We start from the raw sequence: 17,765 nt of genomic DNA, 5'->3' as shown, positions 1-17,765 counted from the left end.
GTATTCCATTGGCTGCGCCCTGTGCCTGGCGCTGTTCTACTTTCGCGACTAGCCACCTCACCTGCCCGACCTCGAATCGCAGCAACACGCAGAAAAGTTCCGGGTCGCGCAATCAAGGCGGATCAGTCCGCCAAGGAATCCTTCGCAGCAGCTTGTCGCGGTACGCTGGACAGCCAGGCAATCGCGGCGGCGCCGACGATCAGGCCGAGATAGAGCGTCGCCATGCGCCAGATGAGCAGCGCCGCGGCCATCGATGGGCCTGGAATCCATTCTGAAAAGCTTGCACTCAATCCGATCTCGGCCGCGCCGCCCCCGACGGTATGCCAGTCCATGACGCTGCTTGTACAACGAGCGTCTGCAAAACGAATACGAGTGCAAAAGACAGGTGATATCCGAGTACCGCGAAAATCGTCCACAACACGCCGTAACGACCGATCTGTTGCAGGGCAGTCAGCGCGCAAATGCAGGCCGCGAAAAAAGAGCCCCCGGCCAACAGCAGTTGCGCATCGGTGCGCGACCGCCGTGCAAACTCGCGCAGCGCGAATGCGGCTCGACGCAGTCTCCGCGGACAGCGACGGCTGTCATCCAGAGCCAATCGATAGGTTCGCCACACCACCCACAGGATCGACAACGCCAAACAGGCGATCAGTGCCATGGGCAATCCGATGGAGGTCATGCGCGGCATGACCGACCAGCTCAGCGAGATCCCGGCAACGGGAACTGCGAGCATGAAGAAAATCACATCCAGCAACTGATCCGCCGCCGTGATCGCCGCCGCGCTGCTCGTCGATGCGCCGATGCGGCGTAAAAAGTATACGCTGGCCGCGTAGCCGCCGATGCCAGCCGGCGTGACCATGAATCCGAAGTCGGCGGCGAGGGATACGCCAAGCACCCTTGCGAACGGTGCATGCACGAGCAATTGACGCAGCATTATTTGCAGCTTCAAGGTGCGTGCGAGCCAGTTCAGCACGACCAGAGCGACGATCGAAATGTAACCCGCCGGCGGAAAGCGCAGCAGCGCACCGAACGTTTCGGTGCCACCAAGAAATATCGGCACGCAGATGGTCGCAAGCAGTGCAAAGGCGATCAGCAGCTTTGCTCCGCTGATCCCCTTGGCGGACGCCGCATTCAACGCAGCCTCGCGGCGCTCAGAGACAGGTGAGGTTGATAGTTGCGCTCGGCAGCTTTTCCGTCAACATTCGCCGCAGGCGCGTTTCGATGGCCGGAAGATTCAGGATTCTCGACGGCCCGCAAAGCGAATACGTATGCCCGATGTCGCCAAAGCCGGAGTTGGAGGTCACGCGGCTGACGTTGACCTCATCGCTTTCGCAGGCGACAGACCATAATCTGCGCAACGCCGCCGGGCCGATGCTATGGCCTCCGCTCAGGCGAAAGCGAAATAATGCGATGTGGTGTGCCATGTCATGCCCTGCTGCTGAAGTCGCCAAGTATGCGCCTTGTCCGCGTCGCGCGCCGGTCGCCTGCGTGGACCGAGGTTTGACTTATCGGGGCCTGCTGGCCGACGATGCCGCAGGAATCATCCGGTTCGGGGACTACAAAGCGATGACGGGACCTTCCACGCCCAACGATTTACGGCCGGAAAATCTGCGCCGCATTCTCGAAATCACGCGCGATCTTGCCCGGCCGATCGAACTTGAAAGCTTGTTGTATCAGGTTGTGGATGCGGCCAAGGAACTGCTCAATGCCGAAGGTGGCACGGTCTGGCAATATCTGGCCACGGATCACCAGCTGGAAATGCGCGCGGCACGCGGGCTGGGCGCGGTGGCCATACGCGTTCCCGCCGACCGCGGCATCGTCGGCGAGTGCGTGCGCACGCGCGTCCTGATCAACGTGCCCGATTGCTACGCCGACCCGCGCTTCGATCGCAGCGTGGATCGGACTACCGGATACCGGACGCGCTGCATGCTGACCTGCCCCCTGCTCGGACACGACGATGTGCTGGTCGGCGCCCTGCAGGTGGTCAACCGCCGGCAAGGCGTGTTCGACGCCGATGACGAGGCGATGGCGAGCGCCCTCGCCGCGCAATGCGCGGTCGCGTTGCAGCGCGTGCAAATGACCGAACGCCTGGTGCAATCGGAGAAACTGCGCCAGGAAATCGAGGTGGCGCGCGAAATCCAGCAGAGCACCTTGCCGAAATTCGCACCGGTCATCGCCGGTTACGACCTTGCCGGCAGATTCCGTCCGGCCGACGAGACCGGTGGCGACACCTACGATTTCGTGGCGACCACCGATGGCGGCGTGATGCTGCTGATGGGCGACGCCACCGGGCACGGCATCGGGCCGGCGCTGTCCGCAACCGAGGTGCGCGCCATGCTGCGTCTTGCACAACGCCTCGGCGCGAGCCTGGACGACACGTTCCGCCACATCAACGATCAGCTCGTGGTCGATCTGCCGGAGGATCGATTCGTGACTGCGTTCCTCGGCTGCCTCGATCCGTCCAGCCATGTCTTGCGCTACCACTCCGGCGGACAGGGACCGTTGCTGCATTTCAAGGCTGCCGATCTTGCCTGCGACATCCATCCACCGACGACGTTTCCGCTCGGCGCAATGGAACAGTCCACGCTGCCGGCGCCCAGGGAAATCGCGCTCGCCCCCGGAGATATTTTTGCGCTTTTTTCCGACGGCGTTTTCGAATATCAAGATGCCAAGGAAAGGCAGTTCGGCGAGCAGGCGGTGGTCGACTTGCTGCGTCGTTACCACAATTGGCCGATGACGGACCTGCTCGACAAGCTGATTGAAGCGCTGACGCGGTTCGGGCGCGGCGCGCCGCAACTCGACGACATCACCGCGGTTCTGATCCGGCGCCTGACCACCGCCGTCGACCCGGCGCCGAATCCGGCCGCGGACTCCGGCACAGCCGTGCGCAGGGTCGCGCAGCGGACGTTCGCGCGCAGTTTCGATTCGCTCGCGGAAATTTTTACCTTCATCCAGGAAACGCTCGCTGCCTATGGCGCCGGCGAAGCGGAACGCTATGCCATCGAATTCACGGTCGAGGAACTGTTCACCAATATGGTCAAGTACAACGCGGCCGGCACCAGTGCAATCGAACTGGCTATCGAGTGCGATGGCAGCGCGCTGATCTGTCGGCTCAGCGACCCCGACAGCGATCGTTTCGACGTGACGCTGGCGCCGGACGCCGATATCAACATGCCGATCGAGTTGCGCCGCCCTGGCGGGCTGGGCCTGCATCTGATACGCCGGCTGGTGGATTCTGTCGAGTACGATTATTCTGGGCGGTGCAGTCTGATCACCTTCCGCAAAACGCTTGGGAGCGCGTAATGTTCGAAATCGAGTACGCCGATGGCGGGATAATTGCGTTTGCGGGGCGACTCGACGCCGCGCAATGTGGCAGGGCGCAGGCTTTCCTGGATGCGGCGAACGCGCCTGACGCATTCGATTTTAGCAAGCTCGAATACATATCCAGTGCCGGTCTTGGCGTTCTGCTCAAGGCGCACAAACGCCTGCTGGCCAGCGGCGGACGGCTGCGTTTGATCAACGTCAACAGCCATATCTACGATATCTTTCGCTACTCGGGGCTCGACCAGGTTTTCCAGGTCGAGCGCTCGGCCGGCTGAACCGCATTCCAACTTTCCAACCTTTGGCGCACATGGCCGTACATATCACCGACGATTCCGACGCTGTGTTGGTTCTGCAAAGCAAGAGCGGCGATCGTCATGCTTTTGAGGCCCTGCTGGCGCGCTACGAGCGGCAGGTCTTCGGAACAGTATTCCGGATTCTTCATCATCGTGAGGATGCAACAGACGTGACCCAGACTGCGTTTCTCAGGGCCTACGAGCATCTTGACCGCTACGATCCGGGCCAGCGTTTTTGCAGCTGGCTGTATCGAATAGCGGTGAACGAGGCGCTCGATCTGGTGCGCAGCCGCCGACCTTCGGAACCGTTGCTCGACGACACGCTTACCGAGAGCGCCGGCCCGGTCGAGATGGCAGTACAGGATGAGAACGAATCCACCATGCGCAATGCGCTGATGGACCTGAAGATCGACTACCGGACCGTGATCGTGCTCAAACACTTGCAGGATTGTACGTACGAGGAAATGGCACAGATCCTCGAATGTCCGGTAAAGACGGTGAAATCGCGTTTGTTTACGGCGCGTCAGGCATTGCGCGATGTATTGGTCGCCCGAGGACATCTGAAATGATCGACGAGCGCACACTGGAATTGATTCATGCCGAGATCGACGCCGAACTCGATGGCACCACGCGTGCCGAACTTGAGCTGCGCCTGCAAGGCGACCCGGAGGCTCGCTCCCTGCGCGTCGACCTGGTACGGGTTGCGGCAGCGCTGGCGCGGATGGCTCCGGTAACGCTGCCGGCCCACTTGCATGAGCGCCTGACGGCAGCTGTCCCTTCGCCTGAGCACAGCCAGACGTCGTGGCCGAAGCGCTGGTTTCGAGGGCGTTCGAGGGCTGTTGAAGGGGGCGGTATTCGCCGTCGCTCCAACTTTTTTACCGCTGATCCGTATTCCAGTCACTCGCACAGCAAACAACCGGCAACTCCTCACTTTCACCTACAAGGGAAGAAGACCATGAAAACCTCCAAGATGTTGGCACTGAGTGGCTTGGCCGTTAGCATCGCCGCTGTCGTTTATTTCGGCCTTGGCTACCCGCCGAAGATCGATCAAGTTGCCGGCACGATCGCACCCGCAGAGCGCTATCGCGCAGCGGCCGTCGACAGTGTGGAGCTTGGCGATCAGAGCATTCCGCAGTTGATGCAGACCGACACGTTCACGCGCCTGGTCAAGGATCCGCAGTTCCGCGCGTTGGTCACGAATGCCCAGTTCAACGGCCTCGTGAAGAACGCCGACTTCAACAACCTGGTCAAGAACGCCGACTTCAACAATCTGGTCAAGAACGCCGACTTCAATAACCTGGTCAAGAATGCCGACTTCAATAACCTGGTCAAGAACGCCGATTTCAATAACCTGGTCAAGAATGCCGACTTCAACAACCTGGTCAAGAACGCCGACTTCAACAGCGTCATGAAGAACGCGGAGTTCAATAACCTGGTCAAGAACGCCGACTTCAACAACCTGGTCAAGAATGCCGACTTCAACAGCCTGGTCAAGAACGCCGACTTCAACAACCTGGTGAAGAACGCCGATTTGAACACTCTGCTCAAGAACGCCGACTTCAATAACCTGGTCAAGAACGCCGACAACAACCAGCTCAGACAATAACTGCGAATTGAAATTCCTTGGGGGAACCGGGCCGACTGCCGCATAGCAGTCGGCCTTTGTTTTTTCCGTTATGCTTGGCGCGTCCGTTGCGTACTTCCTCCAGGGGGAAATCGATGCGTCGAGCTGCATCACTACTCGGCACTGTGTTGGCAGGTGCCTGTGCAATCGCCGCAGGGGCCGACACCGGCGCCGGCCTGCAACAACTGGAAACCGACGACATTCGCGTCATCTGGTTCCATCCCGCCGAAGACTATCTCGCACCGCTCGTCGCACGCAGCGCGGAGAATGCGATTCAGTTCCAGAAGCGCAACTGGGACTGGAAACCCGACGGCAAGGTCAATGTGCTGATCAAGGATCAGGCCGATATCGGCAATGCGGGCGCGCTGTCGACGCCGAAAAATGCGGTGATCATCGATATCGCACCGCTCGCGTACACATTCGAAACCTACGTCGGCAGCGAGCGCATGTTCTCGCTGCTCAATCACGAGACAACGCATGTCGCCAATCTGGACGAAGCAACCGAAACCGACCTGTTTTGGCGTCACTGGCTCGGCGGCAAGATACAGACCGATACCAAGCACCCAGAGACCCTGCTTTACCACTATCTGACCGTGCCGCGCACGGTGGCTCCACGCTGGTATCTCGAAGGCCTCGCGGTGTTCTTCGAGACCTGGATGGCCGGCGGTCGCGGCCGCGCCCAGGGCGCCTATGACGAAATGGTGTTCAGGGCAATGGTTCGCGATCACGCGCACATCTACGATCCGGCCGGGCTGGCGGCCGAAGGCACCAGGGTCGACTTTCAGGTCGGCGTGAACAATTATCTTTACGGGACCCGCTTCATTTCCTATCTCGCGCTCAAATATTCGCCGGAGAAGGTCAGGGAGTGGGCGGCGCGACCCGAAGGCAGCAAGCGCTACTACTCCGACCAGTTCGAAAAGGTCTTCGGCAAACCGATGGTTGCGGCCTGGAACGACTGGATTCAGTGGGAGCAAGGTTTCCAAAAGGCGAACCTGGCGGCGGTCGCAAAGTATCCGCTGTCGACGTTCCAAGCCCTGTCCGGCAAGGGTCTGGGTTCGATTTCCCGTGCCTTTTACGATCCTCAGCGCAAAAGCATGCTCGCCGCGTTTCGCTATCCCGGCGTTACCGCTTTTGTCGGCATGATGTCGATCGAGAATGGCAGCATCAAGCCCCTGGTCGACGTCAAAGGTCCGCTGCTCTACACGGTAACTTCGCTGGCCTACGACCCCGACACGAAGATGGCGTTCTACACGACGGACAACGCCGGCGGCTACCGCGACATCGTCTCCCTGGACACGGTCAGCGGGCAGACACACATGCTGCAAGAAGACGCGCGTATCGGCGATCTGGTATTCGACCACAGCGATCGATCGCTATGGGGGATCCGCCACCTCAACGGCCTCGTCACTTTGGTGCACATGCCATATCCGTACACCGACTTCCACCAGGTTTATACGTGGCCCTATGGCCAGATCGTCTATGACTTGGACATCTCTCCGGATGGCAAACTGCTCAGCGCCTCGCACACGGCGGTCAACGGCGACCAGTCGCTTTATCTGATGCCGGTGGAGTCTTTACTCGCCGGCGACCCGAAGCCGACCGCGAGTTTCGATTTCGGCACGGCGGTGCCGGAGGGATTCGTGTTCTCGCCCGATGGCCGTTCACTCTACGGCAGCTCGTACTACACCGGCGTTTCCAATATCTACCGCTACGATATCGCCTCGAAGAAGATCGAGGCGCTGTCCAACGCAGAGACCGGATTCTTCCGGCCACTGCCGTTGCCGGACGGGCGCATGCTGGCTTTCGATTTCACCGGACAGGGGCTGGTGCCTGGATTCATCGACGCGCGACCACGCGAAGATCTCGCGGCGATCACTTTCCTCGGGGCGCAAATCGCGGATCAGCATCCGATCGTAAAATCATGGAATGTCGGCTCGCCATCGAAGATCGACCTGCAGAAGATCACGCTAAGCAAGGGCGATTACCTGCCGATCCGCCAGATCGAGCAGCAGGCTCTGTATCCGATCATCGAGGGCTACAAGGATAGCTGGGCAGTAGGCATGCATGGCACCTGGGCAGACCCGCTCAGCCTGGATAGCATCGGTGTCAACCTGACTTACAGCCCTGACAATTCGCTGCCCAAATACGAACGCGTCCACTTGGATGTGCTGCTGGAACAGAAGGGCTGGCGGATTGGCTATAAGCACAACGGCGCCGACTTCTACGACCTGTTCGGTCCGACCAAGACCAGCCTGCGCGGCAACGAATGGCTTCTGGGCTACAAGAAGGCGCTGATTTACGATGATCCTCGCACGCTCGATCTGGACACCTCGCTGCAAGTGTTCAACGGTCTGGACACCTTGCCTGGCTTCCAGAACGTCCCCTCGCCGAGCAACAAATTCGTTACCGCCGCGACCAGGCTCAAATACGGCTACGTGGAGCATTCGCTCGGTGCGGTCGATGACGAAAAAGGCGTGCGCTGGAACCTGAACCTTCAGGTCAGCCGGGAAAACGGCAACATCATTCCAGCGCTGTATGGCGGCGTCGATTTCGGCGTGCCGTTTCTGTTCGACCACTCTTCACTATGGCTGCGCAGCTACGCCGGATGGGCACACGGTGACGCCGGTGACCCTTATGCGAACTACTACTTTGGCGGGTTCGGCAACAACTACGTCGACAATGGCGATATCAAGCGCTACCGGGACTACTCCAGCTTCCCGGGATTCGATATCGATGAGCTTAACGGTCGCACCTACGCGCGTTCGATGCTCGAATGGAACCTGCCGCCGATCCGATTCAGCAGCATAGGCACCACGGCGAATTACCTGAGCTGGGCGCGACCAGCGTTGTTCGTCGGCACTTTGGTAACCAATCCTTACGAATCGGGGCAATCGCGTACATTCAACGACCTTGGGTTCCAGGTCGACTTTCGGTTCTACGTGATGCACCATCAGGAGATGACTCTCTCGGTCGGTTCGGCCCTGGGTTTCGAGGGTACGAAGTCCGGGCACAACGAATGGATGATTTCGCTGAAAGTGCTGAATTGACGGCGCGACGGAAGCTTCTCGCGCGAGGCGGCGCATGATGGGCGGGGCATTGATCATCCATGCCGCGCTCGGCCTGCTGCCGGTACAATGCTTCCTTACCGCATTGCTCCTGCTGGACAGCTACAAACTCGTGCGGCTGCGCATGGTGGTGACCGTGATCGGCATGGGTTGCGTCGCCGCCGGCGTCTGCTATGTGCTGAACCTGGTGGCCATCGGCGCGCTGGGCATCAATTTCAGCCTTTACTCGCGCTACGTTGCGCCGCTGATCGAAGAGTCGGTCAAGGGCGCCGTGATCCTGCTGTTGATGCGCACGCACCGCATCGGCTTCCTCGTCGACGCGGCGGTGTTTGGATTCGCGGTCGGCACGGGCTTTGCGATGATCGAGAACCTGTACTACCTCAACGAACTGGTCGATACCCAGGCTTCCGTGTGGATCGTGCGCGGTTTCGGCACGGCAATCCTGCACGGCGGCGTGCAGTCGATCTTCGCCGCAATGGTGCTGGCCAATACCGATCGTCGCGGCGCGATGGATTTCCGCGCCGTCCTGCCGCCGCTGCTCGTGGCGGTGCTGGCGCATTCGGCCTTCAACCATTTTGCCCTGCCGCCGATTTACCAGACACTGCTCGTCCTGGTCTGCCTGCCGCCGATGTTGCTGTGGGTGTTCGCACGCAGCGAACGCGCGGTCGAAAGCTGGATCGGCACCGGTTTCGACACCGATCGTGAGTTGCTCGAGCTGCTCGACTCGGGCGCATTTTCCGAGTCGCCAGCCGGCAAATACCTGACCGACTTGCGCACGCGATTCTCCGGCGAAGTCGTCGCCGACCTGGTCTGTTACCTTCGGCTGCACGTGGAACTGGCATTGCGCGCCAAGGGCGTGCTGATGATGCGCGAGAACGGAATAGAAGTGACGGCCGATGAGCAGACGCGCGAGAAATTCGAGGAGATGCGCTATCTGGAGGGCAATGTCGGTCCGACCGCGTTGCGTACGCTGCAGCCGCTGTTGCACATGAGCCGGCGCGATCTGTGGCAGTTGTACATGCTCGGCAAGTGAACGTATCGCCTCGAGATTCGTTGCGTTGCTGACCGCGCTCGCTGAACCAGCCACGACCCGGGTGCACTCGTGATTCTAACCTTCGCCCTGCTCAGTGCCACGGTGATGCTCGACGTCAGCGGCCAAGTGTTTTTCAAGCTCGGCGTCGGTCACGACGACGGCAGCGGCGCGGCGGACGACCAGCGCCGCGACGTCGGCTGATTTCTGCACGGCCTAGCCGGATCGCCATGGATCATCGCGGGTGTGGCGGTCTACACGGTCGAATTCGTCGTCTGGTTCGCCGCAATCAGCCGCGCGCCATTGAGCGTGGCTTTCCGTTCAATGCACCGGCCTATTGCGGCGTGGTGCCGGCCAGCCGCTATGTGCTGCACGAAACGGTGTCGATGCGACGTTGGCTGGGTACGCTGGCCATCACCACGGGCGTGTTTCTGGTTCTTTGGCCCTAGGTTTCCTAAACGGGTCTAAACGAATTTTTATGATAAAATCAACGTTTTAGCAACGTCTAACATTCAGACTGCGACAATAGCGTCATGATCAAACCCGTAGATTTCTATATGCCCGGGGGCCGTTCCGGCGTCCTCTTGATTCATGGACTGACCGGCACGCCGACCGAGATGCGTTTCGTCGCCAAAGGCCTCAACCGCAATGGATTTACCGTGTACGGCATGCAGCTCGCCGGACACTGCGGCAGCGAGGAAGACTTGCTCAAGACCGGCTGGCACGATTGGTATCGCAGCGTCTGCGCCGCGGCCGACCGCCTGCGCCAGGACGTCGATCACATGTTCGTCGCTGGCCTGTCGATGGGCGCCCTGCTCGCGCTCAAGCTTGCCGCCGACCGGCCTGACGAGGTCGACGGCCTTGGCCTGTTCGGTACCACGTTCTTCTACGACGGCTGGACGATTCCGTGGATCGGCAAGCTGTCTTTCATGCTGCCGCTGGTGACCAGCCTGGGTTTCGGCCGGCATCGTAAATTCCACGAATGCTTCCCCTACGGCATCAAGGACGAGCGCATCCGCCAGCGCATCGCCGGCAGCATGCTCAACGGCGACAGCGCGGCCGGTGGACTCGCCGGCAATCCGTGGCCGTCGCTCGCCGAGTTCTATCGCTTGTCGTTTCTCGTGCGCCGGCAGCTGCACACGATCCAGACGCCCTGTCTCGTCGTGCATGCGAAGGACGACGACGTCGCCAGCCTGAAAAATGTGCGCATGGTCGTGCGCGGCGTGGGCGGCCCGGTCGAGACGGTGCTGCTGGAAAACAGCTACCACATGATCACCGTGGATCAGGAACGCAATCAGGTCATCGAGCGCTCCTCGCGTTTCTTCAACCACATCGCCAACACTCGCTTCGTGCACATGCCCGAGCGTGCGCAGGTTGTCGCCGCCACCGAATAATGGACATCGTCGTCGCCACTTCGATCGGGGCCTGAGCCGCGACCGCTTCGATGCCGAGCTTGCCGCGTTGAATCCCCCCTCCGTGGATCCTGATCCTGCGCAAATCCAAGCTGTCCGCGGCGTTTCCGACCAGCGCGATCGTCTTCATCGCGGTCATGTTCGCGTCGTGGCTGGTGTTCGCCGAATCGATCAGCTGGAGTCAGGCGCTGGGCGCCGCCGTGATCGTGTTCGGCATCGTTTTGCTCGGCAGCGACGCGGACGAAGTACAATCCACCGCCGTGACCAACCCCGTGGCGCGAGTCGATCGCGGTAGCTGAAGATCGCCCACGAACCCTTGCCAATACCATCAACGCTGCAGCGGAGATTTTCCATGAGTCAAGTACAGGACGCCGTTTTCGGCATCATCGCCAAGGAAGCGAATATCGATATCGGCAAGATCAGCCTCGATTCCACCCTGAAGGATCTCGACATCCAGTCGCTGGACGCCGTGCAGATCATTTTCGAGATCGAGGACCACTTCAAGATCACCCTGCCCGACCGCGATCCGAATTTCGATACCGATTCGGTCAAGGGACTGGTCGAGGCGGTCGAGAAGCTCGTTGCGGAAAAACCCGCCGCCGATGCGCCGACTGCACAGAGCTGACCGGTACACGGGATACGTGCCATGAGCAGCCAGCGTCGCGTCGTCATCACCGGCATGGGCGTCATTTCCGCGCTCGGCCATTCGGCATCGGCCAACTGGGATGCACTGCGCGCGGGGCGCGCGGGCATCGGACCGATTGCCAACATCCCCACCGACCTGCTCAACATCAAGATCGCCGCGGAAGTGCGCGGCTTCGATCCGGCCACGCATTTCGAACATAAGCGCCTGCCGCTGCTCGATCGCGTCTCGCAGTTTGCGCTCGTGGCGGCGCGCGAGGCCGTCGCACAGTCGGGCCTGGATTTCCGCAGCGACGGCCGCGGCGAACGTACCGCCTGCATCGTCGGCAGCGGCATCGGCGGCGAAAACACGCACAACGAACAATCGCAGCGCTTCTTCGGCGACAAGAATCCGCGCGTGCATCCGCTGACCATCCTGCGCGTGATGGCCAACGCGCCGGCCTGCCACATCGGTATCGAATTCGGCCTGACCGGGCCGGCCTTCGCCGTGGTCAGCGCCTGCGCCTCCGCCAATCACGCGATGAGTCAGGCGTTCGACATGGTGCGTAGTGGCAAGGTGGATTTCGCGGTCACCGGTGGCAGCGAAGCCTGCGTCACCGTCACCGTGATGAAAGCCTGGGAAGCGATGCGCGTCACCGCCGACGACACTTGCCGGCCATTTTGCAAGCAGCGCCACGGCATGGTGCTCGGCGAAGGCGCCGGCATTTTCGTGCTAGAAGAATACGCGCACGCGCGCCGGCGCGGCGCGACGATCCTCGCCGAATTCGCCGGCGCGGGCATGACCGCCGATGCGGGCGACATGGTGTTCCCATCCGAAGTCACGATCGCGCGCGCGATGCAGCACGCCCTGGCCGATGCCGGACTCGGCGTCGAGGAAATCGACTACATCAATGCGCACGGCACCGGCACGCCGGCCAACGACCCGACCGAAACCAAGTCGATCCGCCGCGTGTTCGGCGCGCACGCGGACAAACTCGCGGTGTCGTCGACCAAATCCATGCACGGCCATGCACTCGGCGCGGCCGGCGCACTCGAACTCATCGCCGTGATCGGCGCGCTGCGCGACGGCATCATTCCTCCGACCGCCAACTTTATCGATCCCGATCCCGAATGCGATCTCGATTACGTGCCCAACACGGCGCGCGAGCGAAAAGTCCGCGCGGCGCTGAGCAACTCGTTCGCCTTCGGCGGACTGAATTCGGTTGTCGCGCTAAGACAAGCGCCCTGACGGGCTTTTTGTTCCGACGAACGCCGTTTCGGTTGCCTGATCGCGCCGCCTCGGCTATCCTTGCCGCCCCTTGAAGGCACCACCGCTGCCTTCTGCGATTTTGGGCGGTTAGCTCAGCGGTAGAGCACTACCTTGACATGGTAGGGGTCACAGGTTCGATCCCTGTACCGCCCACCAACTAATCAACAAACTAGCGCGCTGGGCTCATGCCATTACGGCAAAAGTACGGCAAACCCGTTGCCGAAACAGCGCGAGTCGATCAGTGGATTTTGTGTGCCTCCTCGCGTGGTGGTGAACCTCCACTGTCAGCGGCAGGATACTATACGTCATTGACGTATGTAAGTAATTCGTCGAGACCTCGATCTTTACTGCATCTGTTCTGGAACTGCTTGGCGATGAGGAATATCGCGAGTTCCAGAACTTCCTGATGGAAAAGCCGCATGCGGGCGATGTGATCCAGGAAACGGGCGGATTGCGCAAGGTGCGTTGGTCCGCTGGCGGCAAAGGTAAACGCGGCGGCGTTCGCGTCATATACTTCTATGTAGATGCAGCGGAGCAGTTCCGCATGGTGCTGATCTACAAGAAAGGCATCAAAGACGATCTTACCAAAGCAGAGAAACGCCAACTAAAGGCTATCAAAGACAGGTGGCATCCATGAACAAGAAACTCTTTGCGCATCTCGTGGAAAGCATGGAGCAGATGGGAGAGATTTCGCGTGGCGAGCGCGCGCCTTCGAGGGAGCAGCACTTCGATGCGGTGAAGGTCAAGGAAGTGCGCAATCACTGGTCTGTCACAAGCCAAGTTTGTTTCCATACTGGCTGTTCCTGTATCGACGCTGCAAGGTTGGGAGCAAGGGCGACGTGAGCCTCAAGGCCCGGCACGCGCGTTGCTGCGCGCGCTCAAGAAGAACCCCAAGGCCGTGTTGATCGCACTCGGATAATTTGGCGCTCACTGGAAAAAATAAAGCGTCGCATCAATCAACCGACTGGCGTGGTAGTCCTGCGCCACCCCGCCGGCGGCATGCCGAATTCGCGCTTGAAAGCGCGGTTGAACGCGGCTTCGGATTCGTAGCCGCTGCGCTCGGCGATGCGGGCGATGGCCTCCTTGCCCGCGCGCAGCATCTGCGCGGCCAGCGCCAGGCGCCAGCGCGTCAGGTATTGCATCGGCGGCTCGCCGACCAGCACGGTGAATCGCTCGGCGAGAGCCGATCGCGAGAGCGCGACTTTGTGGGCGAGATCATCCACGCTCCACGCCCGCGCCGGATCGCCATGCAGTAACGCGAGTGCACGTCCGATATGCGCATCGCGCACACCGGCGAGCCAGCCCTTGCCATCGGGCGGCAGACTCTCGGCGTAGCGGCGCATCGCCTCGACGAACATGAGCTCGGCCAGTTTGGCCAGCGCGGATTCCGTGCCGGGGCGTGAATCCAGCGACTCGCGCACGCCGGCTTGCAGCAGTTCGCGCAACAGCATCGAGGCCTGGCCGTTGCCGATCGGAATGCGCAACATGCGCGGCAGCGCGTCGAACAAGCGGCCCATGCTGCGACTGCAGAGCAGATAGCCGCAGACGAAGCGCGTCGTCGCGCCGCCGCCGCCATGGCGGATCTGGATGAACTTGGGATCGGCGACAACGTCCGGAGCGGGCGCACCGGCTTCGCCCAACGGGGTTATGCGCAAGTCACTGCCCATCAGGTGCCGGTCGTCGTGAGGGAAAAGCACGACGTCGCCGTCGCTCACTTCGATCACCTGCCCGGTCTGGTTCAAGCGGACCTTGCAGCTGCCCTCGACGAGAAAATGGAAGAACACCATGTGCTCGATCTCGGCGAGGCGATCCTTGTACAGCGCCATGCCGGACTCGCCGCGCACGCACCACGGCGCCGTGAACTCCGCATTGAGGAACACGGCGCCATCGAGGTGCACGGATTTGAGTACGTCGGAGAGTGCGTCCATGGGGTCTCGATCAAGAACCGCGGCGTCGCGGCGAAAGACAAGGATCAAGGCTAAACCGATACTATAGATGCGGCACGTGATGTTTGAATTCAAACCCACTACTTATCGTCGAATAATTCAGAGCGCAGAACCCTCGCGGTCGATTCCCCTGCGCAGCGGGGGAAGCTGCCCGTAGGGCTGATGGGGGCGCTTTTGCCATACCCGATCAAGAGCAAGAGCGCCCCCTTCCGCCTTCGGCACCTTCCCCCGCTACGCAGGGGAAGGACAAGCGATCTCCGCGCCAGCCAAAGTGGCTGGCGCGGGCAATTTTCGCCGCGCACCTCCAAGCAATCGTCAATCAGGAATGGCAACATGAGCAATCCAGACACCAAAACTTATGCCGGCAGCTGCTTCTGCGGCGCGGTGCAATTCACCGTGACCGGGGAACCGGCGGCAATGGGCTATTGTCATTGCGAGTCCTGCCGAACCTGGTCGGCCGGGCCGGTCAATGCGTTCTCGCTTTGGAACCCCGAAGCCGTGAAGATTACGCGCGGCGCCGACAACGTCGCCGGTTTCAGCAAGACGCCGACCAGCAACCGCCAGTGGTGCTCGAAATGCGGCGGCCACCTGTTCACCAATCATCCGGGCTGGAACCTGATCGATGTCTACGCCGCGGTAATTCCCGGCTTCGTCTTCAAACCCGGCGTGCATGTGCACTATCAGGAAACCAAGCTGCGCATCAAGGATGGCTTGCCGAAGATGAAGGACATTCCCAAGGAAATGGGCGGCTCGGGCGAAGTGCTGGCGGAGTAGCCCGCTTTTTCCGAGCGGCCAGGGAAGGCCGCGGGGATACGGGAGAAAACCTGCTCTTGCATTCCTCGGATTCCATTCTTCGTCTATTCTTCGAACGTGGCTTGGTTTGTCTACCTGATCGAATGCACGGACGGCAGCATCTACACGGGCGTGGCGGTCGACGTCGCCGCGCGCTACGCCGTACACGCCAGCGGCAAAGGCGCTCGATATACGCGCTCGCATCCACCGGCGCGTCTGCTCGCGCAGATCGCATATCCCGATAGATCGTCCGCGTTGAAAGCCGAGTATCGGATCAAGCAGTTGTCCGCGCAGGAAAAGCGCGCGTTATGCGACGCGCACTCGCGCTAGGGACGAATTACCGCTCAACCCGGATTCTTCAACTCCACGAGCAGAACTTCGATGGGCGTGGTGCCGATGTTCTCGGACCAATGGCTGACCGCGTCGCGGTAGAGCACGTCGCCGGTCTTGATCTCGGTCTCGGTCGTCTTGCCGTCGGCCAAATGGTTGCGCAACTTGCCGCCGCTGATCACGTAGGTGACGTAAGCCGAATGCGAGTGCAACTGTTCCTTGTCGCCTGGTTGAAGCAGCGAATCGAGCACCCGCACATGAGCGTTATCGAGCTTGACGTGGACGAACTTCGAGTTCACCACGGCCGGATCCTGCGCCGACGCCAGCCGCGTTCCAGCCACGAACAACAGGCCGCCCGCTACAACAGTCGTCAACAGCACACCGAGCCTCTTCATGCCGTCTCCTGTCTGCAACAGCGGCACGCTGGCCGCGAAGTTTTCTGCGATGCCACTTTATCATCGCATGGATCGAAACCAAGATCGTCGACGCAACGCCACGACCGGACTTACAACCGCCGCAAAGCGATCCAAACTGCTGCTCGCCGGCGAATGCGCCTTTGCGACGCAGGGCGCCTCGCCCCGCAGCGCACAACAACGTCGCGCCGGTGGCAGCATATAGTCGCGTTGCCCGAACGTACTCAAGACGATCTTGCGCAAACGCCTGCGACCCCTGAGCGGTCTCGATGCCGGCTTCCTTTATCTGGAGGCCGCCGGCACGCCGATGCATGTCGGCAGTGTGATGCTGCTGCAATCGCCACGCCGCCGCTACGACTTTTACAAGGCACTCGTTGCGCATATGCGAGAGCGCCGGCCGCGCGCGGCGCCGTTGCGTCGTGTCCTGCGGGAAGCGCCGCTCGATCTGGGGCACCCGATGTGGAACGAGCTGCCCCGGCTGGCCCAGCCTGAAGGCGCATGGAAACCGTTCGATCACAGCGGTTGGCGCCGACTGATCCATGGTGATCCGCAGGGCGTGGACGACGCCGGCCTGCTCACGCAGTAGGGCGGCGGGATTTCGATGCGCATCGACCTGCCGCAGCGCGACCTGCATCTGGAATGCGAAAGCCACGGTGACACCAGACACCCGACCGTGATCCTGATCATGGGTCTGGGATTGCAGCTGGTTTCCTGGCCGCAGGCGTTGATCGATGCGCTGGTCGCTGCCGGTTATCGCGTGGTCGTGTTCGACAATCGCGATATCGGCCTGTCGAGCTCAGGCCCGTTGCCGAAATACACGCCGCCGTCACTGGCGCTGCTCGCCCACCTGCTGCACCGGCATTTCACGCCACCATACCGGATCGCCGATATGGCCGCGGACACCTTGGCTCTGGCCGATGCGTTGCATCTGGATCGCTTCCATGTTGTCGGCATCAGTCTCGGCGGCATGATCGGACAATCGCTCGCGGCACGCGCGCCCGAACGCGTGAGCAGCCTGACCTCGATGATGTCGAACGCCGGCCCGCGCACAGCCCCGTGGCCAAGTCCGGCGATGCTGTGGCACTTTCTGCAACGACCGCCGAAGAATGCCGACTTCGATGGCAGGCTCGATCACTTCGTCGCGCTGATGCAGGCGCTCGGCCATGTCAGCGATGCGGATGAACTGGCCGCGCTGCGCGAGAGATTGGCGCGCTCGCTGCGCCGCTCCTACAACCCGGCCGGCGCTGCACGGCACCTGATGGCGGTGATCGCCGATCCGGATCGCAGCGACGAGGTGGCGCGCATTCGCTGTCCGACCCTGATCATCCATGGTGCGGACGACCCGCTGATACCGTTGCCGGCCGCCTATCATCTGGCGCGACTGCTGCCGCAGGCACGCCTCGAAGTGATTCCGCGCCTCGGCCACTATCTGCCCGCTGCGGCCTTGCCGGAACTGACGCGCATGATCATCGAGCAGCTGCGTTCCGCGCAAACGACCAGGCACTGAATTGCGTGCGCGGGCTTTCCCCTAGTTTGAAATGCAAAGAACCGTTCGCGCTGAGCGTAGCTTGCGCAGCAAGCGAAGTCGAAGCGACTTGGCCGGTGCCCTTCGACTTCGGCGCGAGCGCCGCAGCTTGTCCTGAGCTTG

At 61.3% G+C, this 17,765-nt stretch carries 23 protein-coding genes and 1 tRNA gene; 19 read left to right on the top strand and 5 right to left on the bottom strand.

Translation table 11 applies throughout. The features are described 5' to 3' along the window. Positions 1-122: 122 nt before the first annotated feature. The 3 genes from VIE67_RS09945 to VIE67_RS09935 are packed head-to-tail and all read right to left on the bottom strand — an operon-like array spanning position 123 to position 1,421. A complete protein-coding gene (locus tag VIE67_RS09945; RefSeq protein ID WP_332025740.1) occupies positions 123-332 on the bottom strand; it encodes a hypothetical protein in 210 nt (69 codons plus the stop codon). Beyond that, positions 287-1,132, bottom strand: coding sequence for a lysylphosphatidylglycerol synthase domain-containing protein (locus tag VIE67_RS09940; RefSeq protein ID WP_332025738.1), 846 nt, complete (start codon positions 1,130-1,132; stop codon positions 287-289). The genes VIE67_RS09945 and VIE67_RS09940 overlap by 46 nt, the downstream gene beginning before the upstream one ends. 16 nt (positions 1,133-1,148) lie before the next feature. Further along, positions 1,149-1,421 (bottom strand): hypothetical protein, encoded by a 273-nt coding sequence (locus VIE67_RS09935; RefSeq protein ID WP_332025736.1) that lies wholly within the window; start codon positions 1,419-1,421, stop codon positions 1,149-1,151. A gap of 142 nt (positions 1,422-1,563) precedes the next feature. Here VIE67_RS09935 and VIE67_RS09930 point away from each other — a divergent pair, with 142 nt between their 5' ends. The 15 genes from VIE67_RS09930 to VIE67_RS09860 all read left to right on the top strand — a co-directional run bounded on the left by VIE67_RS09930 (position 1,564) and on the right by VIE67_RS09860 (position 13,479). Continuing rightward, on the top strand, positions 1,564-3,300 hold the full coding sequence (locus VIE67_RS09930; RefSeq protein ID WP_332025734.1) for a SpoIIE family protein phosphatase: 1,737 nt from the start codon (positions 1,564-1,566) through the stop codon (positions 3,298-3,300). Then, positions 3,300-3,596 (top strand): STAS domain-containing protein, encoded by a 297-nt coding sequence (locus VIE67_RS09925; protein ID WP_332025732.1) that lies wholly within the window; start codon positions 3,300-3,302, stop codon positions 3,594-3,596. Before VIE67_RS09930 ends, VIE67_RS09925 begins: the two co-directional genes overlap by 1 nt. A 32-nt stretch (positions 3,597-3,628) precedes the next feature. Further along, a complete protein-coding gene (locus tag VIE67_RS09920; RefSeq protein ID WP_332025730.1) occupies positions 3,629-4,183 on the top strand; it encodes an RNA polymerase sigma factor in 555 nt (184 codons plus the stop codon). Next, entirely contained in the window at positions 4,180-5,220 is a 1,041-nt protein-coding gene (locus VIE67_RS09915; RefSeq protein ID WP_332025728.1) for a hypothetical protein, read from the top strand. The genes VIE67_RS09920 and VIE67_RS09915 overlap by 4 nt, the downstream gene beginning before the upstream one ends. A 113-nt stretch (positions 5,221-5,333) precedes the next feature. After that, a complete protein-coding gene (locus VIE67_RS09910) occupies positions 5,334-8,285 on the top strand; it encodes a hypothetical protein (RefSeq protein WP_332025726.1) in 2,952 nt (983 codons plus the stop codon). A gap of 34 nt (positions 8,286-8,319) precedes the next feature. After that, on the top strand, positions 8,320-9,336 hold the full coding sequence (locus tag VIE67_RS09905; RefSeq protein ID WP_332025724.1) for a PrsW family glutamic-type intramembrane protease: 1,017 nt from the start codon (positions 8,320-8,322) through the stop codon (positions 9,334-9,336). Between the two features lie 69 nt (positions 9,337-9,405). After that, positions 9,406-9,537, top strand: coding sequence for a hypothetical protein (locus VIE67_RS09900; RefSeq protein WP_332025722.1), 132 nt, complete (start codon positions 9,406-9,408; stop codon positions 9,535-9,537). A gap of 26 nt (positions 9,538-9,563) precedes the next feature. Further along, on the top strand, positions 9,564-9,782 hold the full coding sequence (locus tag VIE67_RS09895) for a hypothetical protein (RefSeq protein ID WP_332025720.1): 219 nt from the start codon (positions 9,564-9,566) through the stop codon (positions 9,780-9,782). Between the two features lie 84 nt (positions 9,783-9,866). Continuing rightward, complete coding sequence (locus VIE67_RS09890; protein ID WP_332025718.1) at positions 9,867-10,727, top strand: alpha/beta hydrolase; 861 nt, start codon at positions 9,867-9,869, stop codon at positions 10,725-10,727. Between the two features lie 155 nt (positions 10,728-10,882). Continuing rightward, positions 10,883-11,044: a hypothetical protein gene (locus tag VIE67_RS09885; protein WP_332025716.1), complete on the top strand. Its 162-nt coding sequence runs from the start codon at positions 10,883-10,885 to the stop codon at positions 11,042-11,044. 53 nt (positions 11,045-11,097) lie between these two features. After that, complete coding sequence (locus tag VIE67_RS09880; protein ID WP_332025715.1) at positions 11,098-11,370, top strand: acyl carrier protein; 273 nt, start codon at positions 11,098-11,100, stop codon at positions 11,368-11,370. Positions 11,371-11,391: 21 nt separating this feature from the next. Next, complete coding sequence (locus tag VIE67_RS09875) at positions 11,392-12,615, top strand: beta-ketoacyl-[acyl-carrier-protein] synthase family protein (protein WP_332025713.1); 1,224 nt, start codon at positions 11,392-11,394, stop codon at positions 12,613-12,615. A gap of 102 nt (positions 12,616-12,717) precedes the next feature. Next, a tRNA-Val gene (locus VIE67_RS09870) sits at positions 12,718-12,792 on the top strand. A gap of 250 nt (positions 12,793-13,042) precedes the next feature. Further along, positions 13,043-13,273: a hypothetical protein gene (locus tag VIE67_RS09865; RefSeq protein WP_332025711.1), complete on the top strand. Its 231-nt coding sequence runs from the start codon at positions 13,043-13,045 to the stop codon at positions 13,271-13,273. Further along, on the top strand, positions 13,270-13,479 hold the full coding sequence (locus tag VIE67_RS09860) for a hypothetical protein (RefSeq protein ID WP_332025709.1): 210 nt from the start codon (positions 13,270-13,272) through the stop codon (positions 13,477-13,479). The genes VIE67_RS09865 and VIE67_RS09860 overlap by 4 nt, the downstream gene beginning before the upstream one ends. A 113-nt stretch (positions 13,480-13,592) precedes the next feature. Here the strand turns inward: VIE67_RS09860 and VIE67_RS09855 are convergent, their stop codons facing one another. Continuing rightward, positions 13,593-14,564 (bottom strand): AraC family transcriptional regulator, encoded by a 972-nt coding sequence (locus tag VIE67_RS09855; protein WP_332025707.1) that lies wholly within the window; start codon positions 14,562-14,564, stop codon positions 13,593-13,595. Between the two features lie 351 nt (positions 14,565-14,915). On the opposite strand from VIE67_RS09855, the gene VIE67_RS09850 reads away from it, so the two are divergent. After that, positions 14,916-15,356 (top strand): GFA family protein, encoded by a 441-nt coding sequence (locus tag VIE67_RS09850; RefSeq protein ID WP_332025705.1) that lies wholly within the window; start codon positions 14,916-14,918, stop codon positions 15,354-15,356. A 96-nt stretch (positions 15,357-15,452) separates the two neighbouring features. Further along, positions 15,453-15,704 (top strand): GIY-YIG nuclease family protein, encoded by a 252-nt coding sequence (locus VIE67_RS09845; RefSeq protein WP_332025703.1) that lies wholly within the window; start codon positions 15,453-15,455, stop codon positions 15,702-15,704. 14 nt (positions 15,705-15,718) lie between these two features. Here VIE67_RS09845 and VIE67_RS09840 read toward each other — a convergent pair whose 3' ends face one another. Next, positions 15,719-16,099: a cupin domain-containing protein gene (locus tag VIE67_RS09840; RefSeq protein ID WP_332025701.1), complete on the bottom strand. Its 381-nt coding sequence runs from the start codon at positions 16,097-16,099 to the stop codon at positions 15,719-15,721. A 253-nt stretch (positions 16,100-16,352) separates the two neighbouring features. Between VIE67_RS09840 and VIE67_RS09835 the strand changes: the two genes are divergently transcribed. Continuing rightward, positions 16,353-16,703 (top strand): wax ester/triacylglycerol synthase domain-containing protein, encoded by a 351-nt coding sequence (locus VIE67_RS09835; protein WP_332025699.1) that lies wholly within the window; start codon positions 16,353-16,355, stop codon positions 16,701-16,703. Between the two features lie 15 nt (positions 16,704-16,718). Next, positions 16,719-17,624, top strand: a complete 906-nt coding sequence (locus VIE67_RS09830; RefSeq protein ID WP_332025697.1) for an alpha/beta fold hydrolase — start codon at positions 16,719-16,721, stop codon at positions 17,622-17,624. The last annotated feature ends 141 nt before the right edge of the window (positions 17,625-17,765 follow it).

The organism is Rudaea sp., from assembly GCF_036560865.1.
Taxonomy (GTDB): Bacteria; Pseudomonadota; Gammaproteobacteria; order Xanthomonadales; family Rhodanobacteraceae; genus Rudaea.
This window is presented reverse-complemented; position numbering and strand designations above follow the sequence as displayed.

What these genes read in the sequence shown, in the direction of transcription:
- VIE67_RS09945 (WP_332025740.1), bottom strand. Translation starts at nt 332, where the DNA reads ATGGACTGGCATACCGTCGGGGGCGGCGCGGCCGAGATCGGATTGAGT.
- VIE67_RS09935 (WP_332025736.1), bottom strand. Translation starts at nt 1,421, where the DNA reads ATGGCACACCACATCGCATTATTTCGCTTTCGCCTGAGCGGAGGCCAT.
- VIE67_RS09930 (WP_332025734.1), top strand. Translation starts at nt 1,564, where the DNA reads ATGACGGGACCTTCCACGCCCAACGATTTACGGCCGGAAAATCTGCGC.
- VIE67_RS09925 (WP_332025732.1), top strand. Translation starts at nt 3,300, where the DNA reads ATGTTCGAAATCGAGTACGCCGATGGCGGGATAATTGCGTTTGCGGGG.
- VIE67_RS09920 (WP_332025730.1), top strand. Translation starts at nt 3,629, where the DNA reads ATGGCCGTACATATCACCGACGATTCCGACGCTGTGTTGGTTCTGCAA.
- VIE67_RS09915 (WP_332025728.1), top strand. Translation starts at nt 4,180, where the DNA reads ATGATCGACGAGCGCACACTGGAATTGATTCATGCCGAGATCGACGCC.
- VIE67_RS09910 (WP_332025726.1), top strand. Translation starts at nt 5,334, where the DNA reads ATGCGTCGAGCTGCATCACTACTCGGCACTGTGTTGGCAGGTGCCTGT.
- VIE67_RS09905 (WP_332025724.1), top strand. Translation starts at nt 8,320, where the DNA reads ATGATGGGCGGGGCATTGATCATCCATGCCGCGCTCGGCCTGCTGCCG.
- VIE67_RS09895 (WP_332025720.1), top strand. Translation starts at nt 9,564, where the DNA reads ATGGATCATCGCGGGTGTGGCGGTCTACACGGTCGAATTCGTCGTCTG.
- VIE67_RS09890 (WP_332025718.1), top strand. Translation starts at nt 9,867, where the DNA reads ATGATCAAACCCGTAGATTTCTATATGCCCGGGGGCCGTTCCGGCGTC.
- VIE67_RS09885 (WP_332025716.1), top strand. Translation starts at nt 10,883, where the DNA reads ATGTTCGCGTCGTGGCTGGTGTTCGCCGAATCGATCAGCTGGAGTCAG.
- VIE67_RS09880 (WP_332025715.1), top strand. Translation starts at nt 11,098, where the DNA reads ATGAGTCAAGTACAGGACGCCGTTTTCGGCATCATCGCCAAGGAAGCG.
- VIE67_RS09875 (WP_332025713.1), top strand. Translation starts at nt 11,392, where the DNA reads ATGAGCAGCCAGCGTCGCGTCGTCATCACCGGCATGGGCGTCATTTCC.
- VIE67_RS09865 (WP_332025711.1), top strand. Translation starts at nt 13,043, where the DNA reads ATGGAAAAGCCGCATGCGGGCGATGTGATCCAGGAAACGGGCGGATTG.
- VIE67_RS09860 (WP_332025709.1), top strand. Translation starts at nt 13,270, where the DNA reads ATGAACAAGAAACTCTTTGCGCATCTCGTGGAAAGCATGGAGCAGATG.
- VIE67_RS09855 (WP_332025707.1), bottom strand. Translation starts at nt 14,564, where the DNA reads ATGGACGCACTCTCCGACGTACTCAAATCCGTGCACCTCGATGGCGCC.
- VIE67_RS09850 (WP_332025705.1), top strand. Translation starts at nt 14,916, where the DNA reads ATGAGCAATCCAGACACCAAAACTTATGCCGGCAGCTGCTTCTGCGGC.
- VIE67_RS09840 (WP_332025701.1), bottom strand. Translation starts at nt 16,099, where the DNA reads ATGAAGAGGCTCGGTGTGCTGTTGACGACTGTTGTAGCGGGCGGCCTG.
- VIE67_RS09830 (WP_332025697.1), top strand. Translation starts at nt 16,719, where the DNA reads ATGCGCATCGACCTGCCGCAGCGCGACCTGCATCTGGAATGCGAAAGC.